14 protein-coding genes are annotated in these 16,180 nt (G+C 73.1%); 5 read left to right on the top strand and 9 right to left on the bottom strand.

Annotated features, from left to right (window positions below; genetic code table 11):
• Positions 1 to 106: 106 nt before the first annotated feature.
• The 3 genes from ACGH7X_RS21750 to ACGH7X_RS21740 all read right to left on the bottom strand — a co-directional run bounded on the left by ACGH7X_RS21750 (position 107) and on the right by ACGH7X_RS21740 (position 1,824).
• The gene (locus ACGH7X_RS21750) at positions 107 to 610 is read right to left on the bottom strand and encodes an EamA/RhaT family transporter (RefSeq protein WP_399887068.1); all 504 of its coding nucleotides are present in this window, start codon (positions 608 to 610) and stop codon (positions 107 to 109) included.
• A gap of 42 nt (positions 611 to 652) precedes the next feature.
• Positions 653 to 1,336, bottom strand: a complete 684-nt coding sequence (locus ACGH7X_RS21745; protein WP_399887067.1) for a DUF4232 domain-containing protein — start codon at positions 1,334 to 1,336, stop codon at positions 653 to 655.
• 122 nt (positions 1,337 to 1,458) lie between these two features.
• On the bottom strand, positions 1,459 to 1,824 hold the full coding sequence (locus ACGH7X_RS21740) for an SH3 domain-containing protein (RefSeq protein ID WP_399887066.1): 366 nt from the start codon (positions 1,822 to 1,824) through the stop codon (positions 1,459 to 1,461).
• 182 nt (positions 1,825 to 2,006) lie between these two features.
• Between ACGH7X_RS21740 and ACGH7X_RS21735 the strand changes: the two genes are divergently transcribed.
• A complete protein-coding gene (locus ACGH7X_RS21735) occupies positions 2,007 to 4,166 on the top strand; it encodes a PQQ-binding-like beta-propeller repeat protein (RefSeq protein ID WP_399887065.1) in 2,160 nt (719 codons plus the stop codon).
• A 17-nt stretch (positions 4,167 to 4,183) separates the two neighbouring features.
• On the opposite strand, the gene ilvD is transcribed toward ACGH7X_RS21735, so the two are convergent.
• The 4 genes from ilvD to ACGH7X_RS21715 form a co-directional block, all read right to left on the bottom strand.
• Entirely contained in the window at positions 4,184 to 6,037 is a 1,854-nt protein-coding gene (ilvD, locus tag ACGH7X_RS21730; RefSeq protein ID WP_399887064.1) for a dihydroxy-acid dehydratase, read from the bottom strand.
• A 121-nt stretch (positions 6,038 to 6,158) separates the two neighbouring features.
• The gene (locus ACGH7X_RS21725; protein WP_399887063.1) at positions 6,159 to 6,770 is read right to left on the bottom strand and encodes a TetR family transcriptional regulator; all 612 of its coding nucleotides are present in this window, start codon (positions 6,768 to 6,770) and stop codon (positions 6,159 to 6,161) included.
• Positions 6,767 to 7,621: a sugar phosphate isomerase/epimerase family protein gene (locus ACGH7X_RS21720; protein WP_399887062.1), complete on the bottom strand. Its 855-nt coding sequence runs from the start codon at positions 7,619 to 7,621 to the stop codon at positions 6,767 to 6,769. The genes ACGH7X_RS21725 and ACGH7X_RS21720 overlap by 4 nt, the downstream gene beginning before the upstream one ends.
• A 124-nt stretch (positions 7,622 to 7,745) precedes the next feature.
• A complete protein-coding gene (locus ACGH7X_RS21715; protein WP_399887061.1) occupies positions 7,746 to 8,708 on the bottom strand; it encodes a Ppx/GppA family phosphatase in 963 nt (320 codons plus the stop codon).
• 71 nt (positions 8,709 to 8,779) lie between these two features.
• Here ACGH7X_RS21715 and ACGH7X_RS21710 point away from each other — a divergent pair, with 71 nt between their 5' ends.
• Complete coding sequence (locus ACGH7X_RS21710; protein ID WP_399887060.1) at positions 8,780 to 9,592, top strand: hypothetical protein; 813 nt, start codon at positions 8,780 to 8,782, stop codon at positions 9,590 to 9,592.
• Between the two features lie 59 nt (positions 9,593 to 9,651).
• Here the strand turns inward: ACGH7X_RS21710 and ACGH7X_RS21705 are convergent, their stop codons facing one another.
• The gene (locus ACGH7X_RS21705; RefSeq protein WP_399887059.1) at positions 9,652 to 11,454 is read right to left on the bottom strand and encodes a hypothetical protein; all 1,803 of its coding nucleotides are present in this window, start codon (positions 11,452 to 11,454) and stop codon (positions 9,652 to 9,654) included.
• A 244-nt stretch (positions 11,455 to 11,698) separates the two neighbouring features.
• Here ACGH7X_RS21705 and radA point away from each other — a divergent pair, with 244 nt between their 5' ends.
• Positions 11,699 to 13,108, top strand: a complete 1,410-nt coding sequence (radA, locus tag ACGH7X_RS21700) for a DNA repair protein RadA (RefSeq protein WP_399887058.1) — start codon at positions 11,699 to 11,701, stop codon at positions 13,106 to 13,108.
• A gap of 81 nt (positions 13,109 to 13,189) precedes the next feature.
• Entirely contained in the window at positions 13,190 to 14,314 is a 1,125-nt protein-coding gene (gene disA / locus ACGH7X_RS21695; protein ID WP_399887057.1) for a DNA integrity scanning diadenylate cyclase DisA, read from the top strand.
• 157 nt (positions 14,315 to 14,471) lie between these two features.
• Here the strand turns inward: disA and ACGH7X_RS21690 are convergent, their stop codons facing one another.
• Positions 14,472 to 15,335: a hypothetical protein gene (locus tag ACGH7X_RS21690; protein WP_399887056.1), complete on the bottom strand. Its 864-nt coding sequence runs from the start codon at positions 15,333 to 15,335 to the stop codon at positions 14,472 to 14,474.
• Positions 15,336 to 15,509: 174 nt separating this feature from the next.
• Here ACGH7X_RS21690 and ACGH7X_RS21685 point away from each other — a divergent pair, with 174 nt between their 5' ends.
• Positions 15,510 to 16,166, top strand: a complete 657-nt coding sequence (locus ACGH7X_RS21685) for a phosphatase PAP2 family protein (protein ID WP_399887055.1) — start codon at positions 15,510 to 15,512, stop codon at positions 16,164 to 16,166.
• Positions 16,167 to 16,180: the final 14 nt, after the last annotated feature.

The raw sequence follows: 16,180 nt of genomic DNA, 5'->3' as shown, positions 1-16,180 counted from the left end.
TGCGGGGACGCGCCCGGGGCCGTGCGGGCGGCGCCGTGGGTGATCGGGCCGGCGTTCGGGGGTGGTTGGGCGGCGCCGTGGGTGATCGGGCCGGCGTTCGGGGGTGCTAGCGGTGGCGGCGTTTCTTTGAGGGGTTGCCTGAGCGGCGGGTGGTGCGCTTTTCGTAGTCCGTGCGGGACTTTTCGTACTCCTCGCGGTGGAGCTTCTCGCCCGGGGCCTCCGTGAGGGTGCGGAAGAAGTAGGCGAGGAGGGAGCCGACGAAGCCGATGGCGAGCAGGCCGCGCATGGAGGCCTGGCGGTCGGGGTCGGGGCGGCTGGTGAAGCCGGTCCAGGTGTGGCGGAAGGCCAGGGCGCTGCAGATCGCGAACATGACGATCATCAGCAGCGAGACGAAGCTGCCGATGTCGGCGATCTGGAGGCCCTGGTAGGCGAGGCGGAGCACGAGGCAGGCGGCGGCCGCCGCGGCGAGGGACCCGACGGCGAGGCCGGCCCGGCGGGCGGCGTAGCCGCTGGAGTGGTCCACCCAGGTCGTGCCGTAGAACCGGAGGGGTTCGGGGCGGGGGCCCGCGGGTGTGTCCGGGATGCCGTTCTTACCGTTCTCTGCGCTCACGCCTCGATTATGGCGCCGGGCCCGCCCCGCGGGAGGTGCGGGTCAGCCGCCCTGGCCGGCGCTTCCGATCGGGCCGACCTCCACCGCGGAGCCGGAGCCGTCCGTGACGGGCAGCGTGGCGCCGCCCGGCCAGTCGAGGGTGACCGACTTCGTCTCGTCCGGCGGGGTCACGACCAGGCCCGTGACGCGGACGCCGGAGCCGCCGGAGTCGTTGATCGGGTAGCCGATGCCGAAGGAGACGGTCTCGCCGTCCTTGAGGACGACCGTGTCGGCCGGCTCACCCGTGCGCGTCGCGGACAGCGTGCCCGCGCTGGTCTTCAGGTCGACGCCCGCGTGACCGGCGAGCGTGCAGTCCCGGCCGCCGCCGTTCTTCAGGTCCACCGCGACGGTGCCTTCGGTGTCGCCGCCGATGGTGCTGTCGATCGCCGTGATCTCCAGCTCGTCGGTGCGGCACTTGGTGGCCTTGCCGTCCTCGTTGGAGCCGGTCCCGGCGGCCGTGCCCTGCCCGTCGGGGCTATTGCCCGCGGAGTCCGTACCGCCGCCCTGGTCCGAGTCCGAGCCGGCGGAGCCCGAGCCGGTCGATTCCGAGCCGCCGTTCGAGGAGGACTCGGTGGAGGCGGCCGAGGGGGCGCTCTCTGCCGTGCCGCCGTCGTCGTTCTGGCAGGCGGTGAGCGAGAGGCCCGCGACGACGGCCACGGCTACGAGGGTGAGCTTGCGAACGCGCATCGTTTTTTCCTCGGTGTCGGTTGGGGTGCCGGAGCGTTTCTGATCATCAAGACCCGCCCCTCCGGCACCCCGTTCCGCCCAGCACCTCCCTGGTACAGCGCCAAGACGTCCCTGTTACACGGTCAGCAGCGAGGAGCCACGTAGCCGTCGCTTCCGGTGAGGATGTACGCGTCGGAGACGTACTGGCCGCTGCCGATGTTGTCCCACACGTTCGAGGTGCCGTAGGGGCCCGCCACCCACTGCCCCGGGCGCTGGCAGTTGATCGCGACCTTGGCGCCCTCGGACAGGACCCGCACCACGGAGTAGTTGGTGCCCGGGCCGCTGCGGACGTTCAGGCGGTAGCCCGGCGCGACCGGGTAGGAACGCAGGGCCGCGGCCACCGTGGTCACCGCCCCCTCGGCCGCCCCGTCGTTGGCCCCCTCGGTCGCTGCTTGGGTCGCGCTCTCGTCCTCGCCGCCGCCGATGCCCTGGACCTGGTCGACAGACATAAGAAACCTCCCCCGTTGAACCCCACGACTGTCATGGGGTGCCGTTGATACCCCAAGAACAAGCCATAAAACACCAGTTCGCAACTCGCACACGGAGGTCGGCAGGCCTCCTCTGTCCCGTACGCCCCATCGACTAGGCTCCGAACGTCGCTCGCGCGAACGAACAGCACGGGGGTGGTTCCATGGCGCCGCAGCGGGATGCCGGAGCGGGCGCGGAAGCGGAACTTCCGGAGTACGCCGGTCACTACCGTCTGGAGTCGTGCCTGGGCTCGGGCGGCATGGGCGTGGTGCACCTGGCCCGCAGCACCTCCGGGATGCGTGTCGCGGTGAAGGTCGTGCATGCGACGTATGCCAAGGACCCCGAGTTCAGGGGCCGGTTCCGGCAGGAGGTGGCCGCGGCGCGGCGGGTGAGCGGGGCCTTCACGGCACCGGTCGTCGACGCCGATCCGGAGGCCGGCCGGCCCTGGATGGCCACGCTGTTCATCCCCGGTCCGACCCTCTCGGAACAGGTGAAGCGGAACGGGCCGATGGACGAGGCCCAGTTGCGCCGGCTGATGGCCGGACTCGCCGAGGCGCTGCGCGACATCCACCGGGTCGGCGTCGTGCACCGGGACCTGAAACCGAGCAACGTACTGCTCGCCGAGGACGGGCCCAAGGTCATCGACTTCGGCATCTCCCGGCCGAAGGACAGCGAACTGCGCACCGAGACCGGGAAGTTGATCGGGACGCCGCCGTTCATGGCGCCTGAGCAATTCCGGCGGCCCCGGGAGGTGGGGCCCGCGGCCGACGTCTTCGCGCTCGGGTCGCTCCTGGTGCACGCCGCGACCGGGCGCGGGCCCTTCGACTCCGACAGCCCGTACGTCGTCGCCTACCAGGTCGTGCACGACGAGCCCGATCTGACCGGCGTACCGGAGTCGCTCGCGCCGCTGGTGCTGCGGTGCCTCGCCAAGGAACCCGAGGACCGGCCGACGCCGGACGAGTTGATGCGGGAGCTGCGGTCGGTCGCGGCGGCCTACGACACGCAGGTGTTCATACCGGCGCAGCGGCCGCGGGGCGACGACGGGGCCGAGGAGACGCACGACGCGCGGCCCAAGGGCGCGGCCGGGGCCGACGCGGAAGCGGACGCCGACGCCGACGCCGTCGGGAAGCGGCCCGCGCGTCGGCTCGGCCGACGGACGGTGTTGGTGGCCGGCGTGCTCTGCCTGGCCGTGGTCGGCGGGTTGGCCTCGGTCCAGGTGTGGGGCGGCGGCAGCGCCGCGCCGACGCGGGAGGCGGGCGCCGTCCGGAGTGCTTCGGACGGCTTCGGCGCGTGGGAGGCGACGCCCGCCGCCGAGGGCGGTGGCATGCCCCAGTGCTCGTACGCCGCGGGGCGGCTGCTGTGCGCGCGGCCCGGCCTGGTCTTCGCCGTCGATCCGGCCGACGGCGGCATCCTGTGGCGGCACGCCGTCGAGGAGACCGTGCGGAGCGAACCGCCGGTCGTGTCGGGCGGGCTCGTGCAGCCCGAGGTCGGTCTGCTGGGCCCGCTGGAGGCGCTCGAACCCGCCACGGGCGAGCCGGCGTGGCAGGAGGACATGCCCGCGTACGACGGAATGCGGTGCGTCGGCGACATGCTCCTGCTCACCCGCGCCGACGGGATGGTCACCGGCGTGGACAGCGCTTCGGGACGGACCCGGTGGGCGCACCGGATCCCCGGGCAGTCCGTGCCGTACTTCACCTCGTTCGCCGGGGAGAAGCGGCCGGCGGCGTACGCGGCGAGCCCGTCCGCGGACGGGAACCGCACCCGGGTCACCGCGGTGGACCCGGCGAGCGGGGACGTGCGGTGGGAGGCGGAGCTGGAGGGCACGCTGGCGCTCGAGGGGGCGGCGGACGGGTCCGTGTACCTCGTCCCCGAAGGAACGACCGACGGCAACGCGAAGGCCGTGGTCCGCTACACGCCCGCCACCGGGGAGACCCACCGGGTGGACCTGCCGGTGCCGGTCGAGGCGGCGGCCGTCGGCGTGCACGGGGACACCGTCTACCTCGCGGGGACGGGCGGCTCGCTCGTGGCCGTCGACATGGCGGCCGGGAAGCAGGCGTGGCGGCTGGAGACGGGCGTCAGCCGGGGCTCGGCGCCGGTGTCCGACGGCCGGCACGTGTACGTCACCGCTCCCGACGGGCGGCTGCTGGGCGTCGACGCCCGCAGCGGCAGGCTCCTCGGGCAGACCCGGCCGCGGCTGGGCGCCGACTCCGACCGCGTCCCTGCGTCGCTGCCCCAGCCCGTGCTCGCGGGCGGGCACGTCTACGCCGGGGCGCCCGACGGGACCGTGTTCGGCGTGGACGGGCGGGACCCCGCCGCCTGGTGAGCGGGGCCCCGGCGAGGTCAGCCCAGCTTGGACACGTCGCGGACCGCGCCCTTGTCGGCGCTGGTCGCCATGGCGGCGTACGCCTTCAGGGCCGCGGAGACCTTGCGGTCGCGCTTCTTCGGGGCGTACACGCCGCCCAGTGCCTGCTCGCGGCGGGTCAGCTCGGCGTCGTCCACGAGCAGCTCGATGGAGCGGTTCGGGATGTCGATGCGGACCCGGTCGCCGTCCTCGACGAGGGCGATGGTGCCGCCGGCCGCCGCCTCGGGCGAGGCGTGGCCGATGGACAGGCCCGAGGTGCCGCCGGAGAAGCGGCCGTCGGTGACCAGGGCGCAGGCCTTTCCGAGGCCGCGGCCCTTCAGGTACGAGGTCGGGTAGAGCATCTCCTGCATGCCGGGGCCGCCCTTGGGGCCCTCGTAGCGGATGACGACGACGTCGCCCTCCTTGACCTGCTGGGTGAGGATCTTCTCGACGGCCTCCTCCTGCGACTCGCAGACGACCGCCGGGCCCTCGAAGGTCCAGATCGACTCGTCGACGCCCGCCGTCTTCACGACACAGCCGTCGACGGCCAGGTTGCCGCGCAGGACCGCGAGACCGCCGTCCTTGGAGTAGGCGTGCTCGACGGAGCGGATGCAGCCGCCCTCGGCGTCCTCGTCCAGGGAGTCCCAGCGCTCGGACTGGGAGAAGGCCTCCGCCGACCTCACACACCCGGGAGCGGCGTGCCACAGCTCGACCGCCTCCTTGGAGGGGGAGCCGCCGCGCACGTCCCAGGTCTTCAGCCAGTCGGCCAGGGACGGGCTGTGCACGGAGTGGACGTCCTCGTTGAGCAGGCCGCCTCGGTGCAGTTCGCCGAGGAGGGCGGGGATGCCGCCGGCGCGGTGCACGTCCTCCATGTAGTACGTGCGGTCCTTGGCGACGTTGGGCGCGACCTTGGCCAGGCAGGGGACGCTGCGCGAGAGGGCGTCCATCTCGGCGAGGCCGTAGGAGACCTCCGCCTCCTGGGCGGCGGCCAGCAGGTGCAGGATCGTGTTGGTGGAGCCGCCCATCGCGATGTCCAGCGCCATGGCGTTCTCGAAGGCCGCGGAGGTGGCGATGTTGCGGGGCAGGACCGAGTCGTCGTCCTGCTCGTAGTAGCGGCGGGTCAGGTCGAGGACCGTGCGCGCGGCGTTCTCGTAGAGCGCCTTGCGGGCGGTGTGGGTGGCCAGGACCGAGCCGTTGCCGGGCAGGGAGAGGCCGATGGCCTCGGTCAGGCAGTTCATCGAGTTGGCGGTGAACATGCCGGAACAGGAGCCGCAGGTGGGGCAGGCGTTCTCCTCGATGCGGAGGATGTCCGCGTCGGAGATCTTGTCGTTGACCGCCTCCGACATCGCGTCGACCAGGTCGAGCGTGCGGACCGTGCCGTCGACCAGGGTGGCGCGGCCGGACTCCATCGGGCCGCCGGAGACGAAGACCGTGGGGATGTTCAGGCGCAGGGCGGCGTTGAGCATGCCCGGGGTGATCTTGTCGCAGTTGGAGATGCAGATCAGGGCGTCGGCGCAGTGGGCCTCGACCATGTACTCCACGCTGTCCGCGATCAGGTCGCGGGAGGGCAGGGAGTACAGCATGCCGCCGTGGCCCATGGCGATGCCGTCGTCCACGGCGATCGTGTTGAACTCGCGCGGGATGCCGCCGGCCGCGACGACCGCCTCGCTGACGATGCGGCCGACCGGGGCGAGGTGCGTGTGGCCGGGCACGAACTCCGTGAAGCTGTTGGCGACGGCGATGATCGGCTTCCGCCCGATGTCCGCGCCGGGTACACCGGAGGCACGCATAAGGGCGCGGGCGCCCGCCATGTTGCGGCCGTGGGTGACTGTGCGGGACCTCAGTTCGGGCATCGTCGCTCGCTCCTTCGGAGAGTTATGACTGCCGTCGAGCGTACGCCGGTCATCCAGGGGTCGGGACAGGGTGTCCGGAATGCGGGACGAGCATCTCGTCGTACGCCGTCGGCGGGTGCCCTCAGGGGCCGGTGAGGTGGCCCTGTACGACCGGTGCCACGCGGGCGATGATCTGCTCCGGATCCGCCGAGGCCAGCGGCTCCACCTTGATCACGTACCGGAGCATCGCACACCCCACCAGCTGCGCCGCCGCCAGCTCGGCGCGCAGCTCCGCGTCCGGCAGGTCCAGCTGGGCCGCGACGCGGCGCAGCAGCTGGGCGGCGATCAGGCGGCGGAAGACGGCGGCGGCCGTCTCGTTGTTCACGGCGGAGCGGACGATGGCCAGCAGCGGGGTGCGGGTGGTGGGGTTCTCCCAGAGGCCGAAGATGAAGCGGGTGAACCGCTCGCCGACCCCGTCGAGGGGGCCGTCGCCGATGGCCTCGGGGGCTCCGAGGGCGGGCGCGAAGGCGACTTCGATCGCCGCCGCGAAGACCTGCTCCTTGGTGCCGAAGTAGTGGTGCACCAGCGCCGGGTCCACGCCCGCCGTCTTGGCGATGCCGCGCACCGACGTCTTCTCGTAGCCGCGCTCGGAGAACTCCTCGCGTGCCGTGGCGAGGATGCGGTCGCGGGTGTCCGCGGATTCCGTACGGGGCGGGCGGCCGCGGCGACGGGTGGCCCCGCCGGCGTCGCTCACCGGCGGTCCGTCCGCGCCCCGGAGGGCGCCGACGCCGACGACGCCGACGCCAGGTGCAGGCGGGTGAAGGCCAGCGCCTCGGCGAGGTCGGCCTCACGTTCGGCGCCTGACATCGCGCGGCGGGTGTTGACCTCGACGACGACGTGGCCGTCGAAGCCGGTGTGCGCGAGGCGCTCCAGCACCTCGGCGCAGGGCTGGTTGCCGCGGCCGGGGACGAGGTGCTCGTCCTTGGCGGAGCCCTTGCCGTCGGCGAGGTGGACGTGGCCGAGGCGGTCGCTCATGCGGTCGATCATGTCGAGGGCGTCGGTGCGGGAGGTGGCGGCGTGGCTGAGGTCGATCGTGAAGTGCCGGTAGTCGTCCTTGGTCACGTCCCAGTCGGGGGCGTACGCCTGCATCTCGCGGTCGCGGTAGCGCCAGGGGTACATGTTCTCGACGGCGAACCGGACGTCCGTCTCGTTCGCCATCCGCCAGATGCCGTTGACGAAGTCGCGGGCGTACTGCCGCTGCCAGCGGAACGGCGGGTGCACGACGACGGCGGACGCGCCGAGCTTCTCGGCGGCGGCGCGGGCGCGCTGGAGCTTGACCCAGGGGTCGGTGGACCAGACGCGCTGGGTGATGAGCAGGCAGGGCGCGTGCACGGCCAGTATCGGCATGCGGTGGTAGTCGCTGAGTCTGCGCAGCGCGTCGATGTCCTGGCTGACCGGGTCGGTCCAGACCATGACCTCCACGCCGTCGTAGCCGAGGCGCGCGGCGATCTCGAAGGCCGTCGCCGTCGACTCCGGGTAGACGGAAGCCGTCGACAGGGCGACCTTCGCGTCCGGGATGCGGACTACGTCCCTTGGTTTTGCCACGGGGGTCAGGTTACGGGGTGGGGGTTGGGAGCTGCGGGGTGCCTATTCGCCGTTGTGGTGATTGCCATACCTGGCGGGTGCCGGTCCGTTGCGGTCGCTCGCGCCCACGCGGCGGAGCCGCACATCAATACGGTCCCGCGCCCCTTTCAGGGGCACGTTCATCCCCCATGTGGTCAAGGCGGCGCAGGATCACGCCCTCCCTGAGGGCCCACGGGCAGATTTCCAGGCTCTCGACGTGGAGGAGGTCCATCGCGGCCTCGGCGACCAGGGCGCCGGCCAGGAGCTGGCCGGCGCGGCCCTCGGAGACGCCCGGGAGTTCGCCGCGCTCGGCGCTGGTCATGGCGGCCAGGCGGGGCACCCAGGCCTCCAGGGAGGCCCGTTTCAGCTCGCGCTGGACGTAGAGGCCCTCGGCGGAGCGGGCGGCGCCGGCGATGCGGGCCAGCTGCCGGAAGGTCTTGGAGGTGGCGACCACGTGGTCGGGGGCGCCGAAGCGGCTGAACTCGCCGACCTCGCGGGCGATCTCGGTGCGGACGTGGCGGCGCAGTGTCCTGACGTCGTCCGGGTGGGGCGGGTCGCCGGGCAGCCGGGCGGCGGTCAGCCGGCCCGCGCCGAGCGGCAGCGACACGGCGGCGTCGGGTTCCTCGTCGATGCCGTAGGCGATCTCCAGGGAGCCGCCGCCGATGTCGAGGACCAGCAGCCTGCCCGCGGACCAGCCGAACCAGCGGCGGACGGCGAGGAAGGTGAGCCGGGCCTCCTCGGGGCCGGCGAGGACCGTCAGCTCGACGCCGGTCTCGGCCCGCACGCGCGCGAGGACGTCGTCGGCGTTGCTCGCCTCGCGCACGGCGGAGGTGGCGAACGGCAGGAGGTCCTCGACGCCCTTGTCCTCGGCGGCCTGGAGCGCCTCCCGGACGACCGCGACGAGCTGCTCGACGCCGTCGGGGCCGATCGCTCCGTCCTCGTCGAGGAGCTGGGCGAGGCGCAGTTCCGCCTTGTGCGAGTGGGCGGGCAGCGGGCGCGCGCCCGGGTGTGCGTCCACCACCAGCAGATGCACCGTGTTCGAACCCACGTCGAGGACACCGAGTCTCATGTACGGAACGCTACTGCCGCCCAGGTGTGCGGCGGTGCCGTCATCCGGCTTCGGCGACTTACCCTGGAGCCGTGCCAAAGACGAAAAAGGCGAAGGACGAAAAGTCGGCCAAGAGCGACAAGAAGCGCAAAGCGGGCGACGAGCAGGGTCTCGACTTCGCGCGCGCGTGGGTGGAGTTTCCGGATCCGGCGGACGACGAGCAGGTCTTCCGGTGCGATCTGACATGGCTGACCTCCCGCTGGAACTGCATCTTCGGCAGCGGCTGCCAGGGCATCCAGGCGGGCCGCGCGGACGACGGGTGCTGCTCGCTGGGCGCCCACTTCTCCGACGAGGACGACGAGAAGCGGGTCGCCGAGCACGTGGCGAGGCTCACGCCGGACATCTGGCAGCACCACGGCGAGGGCACACGCGACGGCTGGGTCTCCGAGGACGACGAGGGCTCCCGACAGACCCGGCCCTTCCAGGGCTCGTGCATCTTCCAGAACCGGCCGGGGTTCTCCGGGGGCGCGGGCTGCTCGCTGCACATCCTGGCCCTGAAGGAGGGGCGGGAACCGCTGGAGACCAAGCCGGACGTGTGCTGGCAGCTGCCGGTCCGGCGGACCTACGAGTGGATCGACCGGCCCGACGACACACGCGTGCTCCAGGTGTCGATCGGTGAGTACGACCGGCGCGGCTGGGGCCCGGGCGGTCACGACCTGCACTGGTGGTGCACCTCGGCGACCTCCGCGCACGGCGCGGGCGACCCGGTGTACGTCTCCTACCGGCCGGAGCTGGTCGAGCTGATGGGCAAGGCGGGCTACGACCGGCTGGTCGAGCTGTGCGAGGAGCGGCTGGCCTCGCAGCTGCCGTTGCTGGCACCGCATCCGGCGGACCCCGCTCGCTGAGGCCCCTCGCGCGCCGGCCATACCCGCGCCGGCCGTACGAGGCCGGCGCCGGCCCGGTCCTACGAGGTGGACGGGCTCGGGTCGCCGCTGTCGCCCGGCGGCGGCGACGAGCCGTCCGTACCGCCGGTCGGGGACGGCTCGGTGGGCGTCGGGTCCGGGCCGGGTGACGTCGGCGGCGGGTCGTCGGTGGGCGTCGGGTCCGGCGGCTGCGAGGTGGTCGGGTCGGGGTCCGGATCCGGGCCCGGGTGGGACGGGGACGGGGTGTCGTCGGGCGGGCTTGGGCGCGGGCCCGGGTGGGACGGACCGGGCGCGGTGCCGTACCCCTCGATGGAGACGACGGCGCCGACGGGCGAGACGGCCACCCGTGCGCTCCAGTGGCCGGACGGCTCGCGCAGATGGTCGACGTACACCCTGATGGTCGACGCCTCGCCGGGACGCAGGGTGCCCGAGGACTGGCTGAGGTAGAGCCAGGACGCGCCCGTGGAGGCGGACCAGCGCACCGGGGCGTCGCCGGTCGCGGTGAGGGTGACCAGCGTGGTGTCGCGGTCGTGTCCTGCGGTCACCGCCAGGTGGCCTGCCCCCTTCTCGCCGGCGCCGGAGACGCTGACGACCTCCACGGAGACGTCGGCCTTGCCGTTCTCGCCGAAGCCGTCGTCCGTGTCCGTGCCGGGGCTGGTGCTCGCGTTGCCGGCGTTCTCGTAGCCGCCCGCCGACGCGCCCTCCAGGCCGTCGGGGTCCTGTGCCTCGCTGGCGCTGGCCGAGCGGCCGCCCTCGCCCTCGACGACCGGGGTGCCGCGGTAGGCCGCCCACAGGGCGAGCACGGGGGCCGCCACGACGGTGGCGACGACGGTGGTGGTGACGGCACGGGCGCGCAGGCGGTCCCGGCGGGCCGCGCGGTCCTTGGGGTCCATCGGGAAGCCGCGCCGGTCGAAGCGGGGTGCGGTGCCCCTGGCCCGCGGGGCGTGCGCCGACGCGACGTGCAGCGCCGTGCGGGGCGCCTCCAGAACGGGCAGCTCGGCGGGGGTGACGCTGGTGCCGGGCCAGCGGCCGGGGATCGCGCGCTCGGCGGTGCGGCGGCAGCGGGGGCAGTCGTCCACGTGCCGGACCAGCTCGCGGCGCAGGGCGCTGCTCAGGACGTAGCGGTTGTCGCCGGTGAGGCGGGCGACGCCCGCGCAGGTGCCGGTCTCGACGACGGCCAGGGCGGCCCGGGTGCGTTCCACTTCGCAGGCGGCGGAGGCGAGCAGTTCCCGGGCGCCGGCCGGGTCCATGCCGAGGACGGCGGCGACCTCGTGCGGGGCGAGGTGGTGGCGCACGGCGAGTTCGAGGGCCTCGCGCTGCTCGGGGGTGGTGCCGGCGGCCTCCGGCCAGGCGAGGAGGGCGAGTTCGCGGCGGTGCTGCTGCCGGGCCTCGTCGGTGCCGGTGGCGGGCTGCACGGGCTTCGTGGGCTGCGTCGGCTTCGCGGGCTTCGTGCGCTGCCGTGGTGCGGTGCGTGGTCCGCCGGGGTCGGGGCGGCCCGCCGCGTGGCTGCTCGGACGTTTCTGCTTGGCCTCGGCCAGCTTGCGCAGGCAGGCCCAGCGGGCCAGCGCGTACAGCCAGGCCCTGCGGTCGGCCACGGAGCCGGGGCCGCGGTGGCCGCGGCGCTCGGCGAGCGCGAGGACGTCGCCCAGGGCGGCGGTCGCGGCGTCGTGATCGCAGAGCACGGACAGGCAGTACGTGAACAGGCCGTCCAGATACGCGTCGTACGCGGCGTAGCGCGCGGGCGGGCGCTGGGCCAGCGTGCGCGCCGCGGTACGGTCGCGCGCTTCCCTGTGCGCCCGGTGTGCGCCGGTCGTGCGGGTCGTGGTCTCCGGACTGCTCCTCATCACTCGGCGACCGTAGGGGCCTATGGGTGGCGCGAACTGGCGCGTTGGGCACTTTTAATCCGTACGGGTGAAACGATCCCTCATAAGGGGACAGGAACCTGTTGTTCCGCGCCCGGTTCGGGGTGACGGTCGTCCGTTCGGGGTGGTTCGGGGTGCCTGCCGGGGTCTCCGGCGGTGGGGGGCGGGGGTGTCCCGGGGGCGGAGCCCGGGGTTCGCTGTCAGTGGGGGCGGTTACGGTTCGTGCATGGCTGCCCGTACGAAGTCCACCAAGGAACGGCCGTCCTACCGCTGCACCGAGTGCGGCTGGCAGACGGCCAAGTGGCTCGGCCGCTGCCCCGAATGCCAGGCCTGGGGCACGGTCGAGGAGTACGGCGCGCCCGCGGTGCGTACGACCACGCCGGGGCGGGTGACCACCTCCGCGCTGCCCATCGGGCAGGTCGACGGGCGGCAGGCGACCGCTCGCTCCACCGGGGTGCCCGAGCTGGACCGGGTGCTCGGCGGCGGTCTCGTGCCCGGCGCCGTGGTGCTCGTCGCGGGCGAGCCCGGTGTCGGCAAGTCCACGCTGCTGCTGGACGTGGCGGCCAAGTCCGCGAGCGACGAGCACCGGACTCTCTACGTCACCGGTGAGGAGTCGGCCAGCCAGGTGCGGCTGCGGGCCGACCGGATCCACGCCATCGACGACCACCTGTACCTCGCCGCCGAGACCGACCTCGCGGCGGTCCTGGGGCACCTGGACGCCGTGAAGCCGTCGCTGCTGATCCTCGACTCCGTGCAGACCGTGGCCTCGCCCGAGATCGACGGCGCACCCGGCGGCATGGCGCAGGTGCGGGAGGTGGCGGGCGCGCTGATCCGCGCCTCCAAGGACCGCGGCATGTCCACGCTGCTGGTGGGCCATGTCACGAAGGACGGCGCCATCGCGGGTCCGCGGCTGCTGGAGCACCTCGTGGACGTCGTGCTGAGTTTCGAGGGCGACCGGCACGCGCGGCTGAGGCTGGTGCGGGGCGTCAAGAACCGGTACGGGACGACGGACGAGGTCGGCTGCTTCGAGCTGCACGACGAGGGCATCACGGGCCTGACCGACCCCAGCGGGCTGTTCCTCACCCGGCGTGCCGAACCCGTGCCCGGTACCTGTCTGACCGTCACCCTGGAAGGCCGCCGGCCGCTCGTGGCCGAGGTGCAGGCGCTGACCGTCGACTCCCAGATTCCGTCCCCGCGGCGCACCACGTCCGGTCTGGAGACGTCCCGGGTGTCCATGATGCTGGCCGTGCTGGAGCAGCGCGGTCGGATCAGCGCGCTGGGCAAGAGGGACATCTACAGTGCGACGGTGGGCGGGGTGAAGCTGTCCGAGCCCGCCGCGGACCTCGCCGTCGCGCTCGCGCTGGCCAGTGCGGCGAGCGACACCCCGTTGCCCAAGAACCTCGTCGCGATCGGTGAGGTCGGCCTCGCCGGTGAGGTGAGACGGGTCACGGGCGTGCAGCGCAGGCTCTCCGAGGCGCACCGCCTGGGCTTCACGCATGCCCTGGTACCGGCCGATCCGGGCAGGGTCCCTGACGGCATGAAGGTCCTGGAAGTCGCGGACATAGGGGAGGCCCTGCGGGTGCTTCCGCGCTCGCGTCGGCGAGAGGCCCCGCGGGAGGACGAGGACCGCCGGTAGACTTTGCCCTGGTCTCGCCCGTCCGTACGACCGAGTGTGCGACAGGGGAGCGCCTGAAGAACCTGCGACCGGAGGAGTGCAGTGGCAGCCAACGACCGGGCGGCAGCTCCCGGAAAGTCCGGTGGGAGTGCCGGTGCCGACGGGCTGATGCGCGCCTCGCTGAGCGCCGTGGCGCCCGGCACGCTGATGCGGGACGGCCTGGAGCGGGTCCTTCGCGGCAACACCGGCGGGCTCATGGTGATGGGCTCGGACAAGACCGTCGAGTCGATGTGCACGGGCGGCTTCGTGCTGGACGTGGAGTTCACCGCGACCCGGCTGCGCGAGCTGTGCAAGCTGGACGGCGGCATCGTGCTGTCCTCGGACCTGTCGAAGATCCTCCGGGCGGGGGTGCAGCTCCTTCCGGACCCGACGATCCCCACCGAGGAGACCGGCACCCGGCACCGTACGGCGGACCGGGTCAGCAAGCAGGTCGGCTTCCCCGTCGTGTCCGTCTCGCAGTCGATGCGGCTGATCGCGTTGTACGTCGACGGCCAGCGCCGTGTGCTGGAGGACTCGGCGGCGATCCTGTCCCGGGCCAACCAGGCGCTGGCGACCCTGGAGCGGTACAAGCTGCGGCTCGACGAGGTGGCGGGCACGCTGTCGGCGCTGGAGATCGAGGACCTGGTCACCGTCCGGGACGTCTCGGCGGTCGCCCAGCGCCTGGAGATGGTGCGCCGCATCGCGACCGAGATCGCCGAGTACGTGGTGGAGCTGGGCACGGACGGGCGGCTGCTGGCGCTTCAGTTGGACGAGCTGATCGCCGGTGTGGAGCCGGAGCGGGAGCTGGTCGTACGGGACTACGTGCCCGAGCCGACCGCGAAGCGCTCCCGCACGGTCGACGAGGCGCTCGCCGAGCTGGACAAGCTCAGCCACGCCGAGCTGCTGGAACTGTCGACGGTGGCCCGTGCCCTGGGCTACACCGGGTCGCCCGAGACGCTGGACTCGGCCGTGTCGCCGCGCGGCTTCCGGCTGCTGGCGAAGGTGCCGCGGCTGCCGGGCGCGATCATCGACCGGCTGGTGGAGCACTTCGGCGGCCTGCAGAAGCTGCTCGCCGCCAGTGTCGACGACCTCCAGACGGTGGACGGCGTCGGCGAGGCGCGGGCGCGCAGCGTGCGGGAGGGGCTGTCGCGGCTGGCGGAGTCGTCGATCCTGGAGCGCTACGTCTGAGGGCTCCGGCTGAGCGCTACGTCTGAGGGCTGTGTGAGGGCTGTGTGAGGGCTCCGGCTGAGCGCTACGTCTGAGGGCTCCGGCTGAGCGCTCCGGCTGGGCGTCGTGTCTCAGCGCTGCGTCACGAGTGGGCGCGGTCGGGACGGCCGCGCCCTCGTCAGTCGCTCTTGAGCACGAACGACGTCCGCACCTTCTCGAAGCCGGCCGCCTTGGCCTCCACCAGGTACGTCCCCGCCTTGGCCGACCCCGCCGGAGGCGTCCCGCACTCGGAGGCGCTCGGCTTGCGGTCCCACTTCACGGTGTAGGCGATGCCGCTGCCGGCGGCCACCCGGTACTTGAGGCTGCCCGAGCCCTCGACGCAGTCGTCGGAGGACCAGTAGGCGTCGTCGGCGCCGGCCGGGGTGATCGTGAACACCGCGTGCTTCGGGCCGAGATCGACCTGGCAGTCGCTGCCCGAGGTGTTCCGCGCGGTGAGTTCGAAGGCGGGAGTCTGCCCGGGCGTGTAGCTGTTGCGCACGCTGCGCAGGCTCAACTTCACCGCGCCCGGCGTGCAGTTGGGCAGGGACGATCCGCCCGGCAGCGTGTCGCCCGCGCCGACGCCGGTCGCCGCACCGCCCGCGGAGCCGCCGCCACCGCCGCCACCGGCCGACCCGTCGTCGCCACCGGAGTCGGAGCCTTCGCCGGTTCCGTTGCCGTCGCCGGTTCCGTTGCCGTCGTCTTCGCCGGAACCGGAGCCCGACCCGCTGTCCGACCCGCCGGAGCCCCCGCTGCCCGACTCGTCGCGCCCGCCCGGGGCCTGACTGATCGCGGGCCCGGATCCCGAGGGCCCCGGCGTGATCGACGGCGCCGGGTTCTTGCCGTTGGCTCCGTCGTCGCGTCCCTTGCCGCCGTCCCCGCCGCCGGAGACCACGATCCACGTGATCAGTAGCGCCAACAGGGCGAAAAGAGACAGCAGTACGCCCCTCCGTCGCCAGTAGATGGAGGAGGGAAGCGGCCCGACCGGATTGCGCAGAGATCCCACGGCGCAAACTGTACGAGAGATCGGCGCGTTCCCCTGTCCCACCCGCCGTTCGGGCGCGCATCTTTTACGGATCATCATTCCGGAGATCGTTCCGGACCCCTGCCGATCGTCAGGTGACCCACGTGTCGATCGCAGGGTGTGACCGTATCGGGCGCCCGCCTACCGTCCGTGAGCATGACCTTCGGAGACGACGAGCTGTACCGCGACATCACCGGCTTCGCCCAGGACACCCCGACGTGGGTGCGGCACGCGGCGGAGGTGTGGACGGAGGCCGGAATCCTGGTGTTCGGGGCGCTGTTCGTCGTCGCCTGGTGGCGGTCGCGGCGTGGTGACACCCGGGCGTTCGCCATCGCGGTGCTTGCACCTGTGGCCACGGCTTTGGCGTATGTGTGCAGTGAGCTGCTCAAGTCGGGTTTCACGGAGGAGCGTCCGTGCCGGGCGGTCTCCGCGGCGGTGCCGTCCCTGGTGGAGTGTCCGGCGGCCGGTGACTGGTCCTTCCCGAGCAACCACGCGACGATCGCGGGCGCTTCGGCCGTCGCCCTGGCCCTGGTCCGGCGGGCGGTCATCCTGCTGACGGCCCCGCTCGCCCTCCTGATGGCCTTCTCCCGGGTCTTCGTCGGCGTGCACTACCCGCACGACGTCGCCGCCGGTCTGCTGCTGGGCGCCGTCGTCGCCGCAGCGGCCGTACGTCTGGGCACGCGACCGGTGACGCGGCTGGCCGAGGCGATGCGTGCCTCGACGGCGCCCGGGGTGCGGTGGCTGACCGGGCCGGGGCCTGCCGCCTCCGCCGAGCCTCCGGCCTCCTGCGTCGCCTCGCACCGGCGCCGTTGACGCGCCTCGGGGCG

The organism is Streptomyces sp. BBFR51 (genome assembly GCF_044591655.1).
GTDB lineage: Bacteria > Actinomycetota > Actinomycetes > Streptomycetales > Streptomycetaceae > Streptomyces.
This window is presented reverse-complemented; position numbering and strand designations above follow the sequence as displayed.

Coding starts and splice junctions, on each gene's coding strand:
- ACGH7X_RS21735 (WP_399887065.1), top strand. CDS start 2,007: ATGGCGCCGCAGCGGGATGCCGGAGCGGGCGCGGAAGCGGAACTTCCG.
- ACGH7X_RS21740 (WP_399887066.1), bottom strand. CDS start 1,824: ATGTCTGTCGACCAGGTCCAGGGCATCGGCGGCGGCGAGGACGAGAGC.
- radA (WP_399887058.1), top strand. CDS start 11,699: ATGGCTGCCCGTACGAAGTCCACCAAGGAACGGCCGTCCTACCGCTGC.
- ACGH7X_RS21745 (WP_399887067.1), bottom strand. CDS start 1,336: ATGCGCGTTCGCAAGCTCACCCTCGTAGCCGTGGCCGTCGTCGCGGGC.
- ACGH7X_RS21685 (WP_399887055.1), top strand. CDS start 15,510: ATGACCTTCGGAGACGACGAGCTGTACCGCGACATCACCGGCTTCGCC.
- ilvD (WP_399887064.1), bottom strand. CDS start 6,037: ATGCCCGAACTGAGGTCCCGCACAGTCACCCACGGCCGCAACATGGCG.
- ACGH7X_RS21715 (WP_399887061.1), bottom strand. CDS start 8,708: ATGAGACTCGGTGTCCTCGACGTGGGTTCGAACACGGTGCATCTGCTG.
- ACGH7X_RS21705 (WP_399887059.1), bottom strand. CDS start 11,454: ATGAGGAGCAGTCCGGAGACCACGACCCGCACGACCGGCGCACACCGG.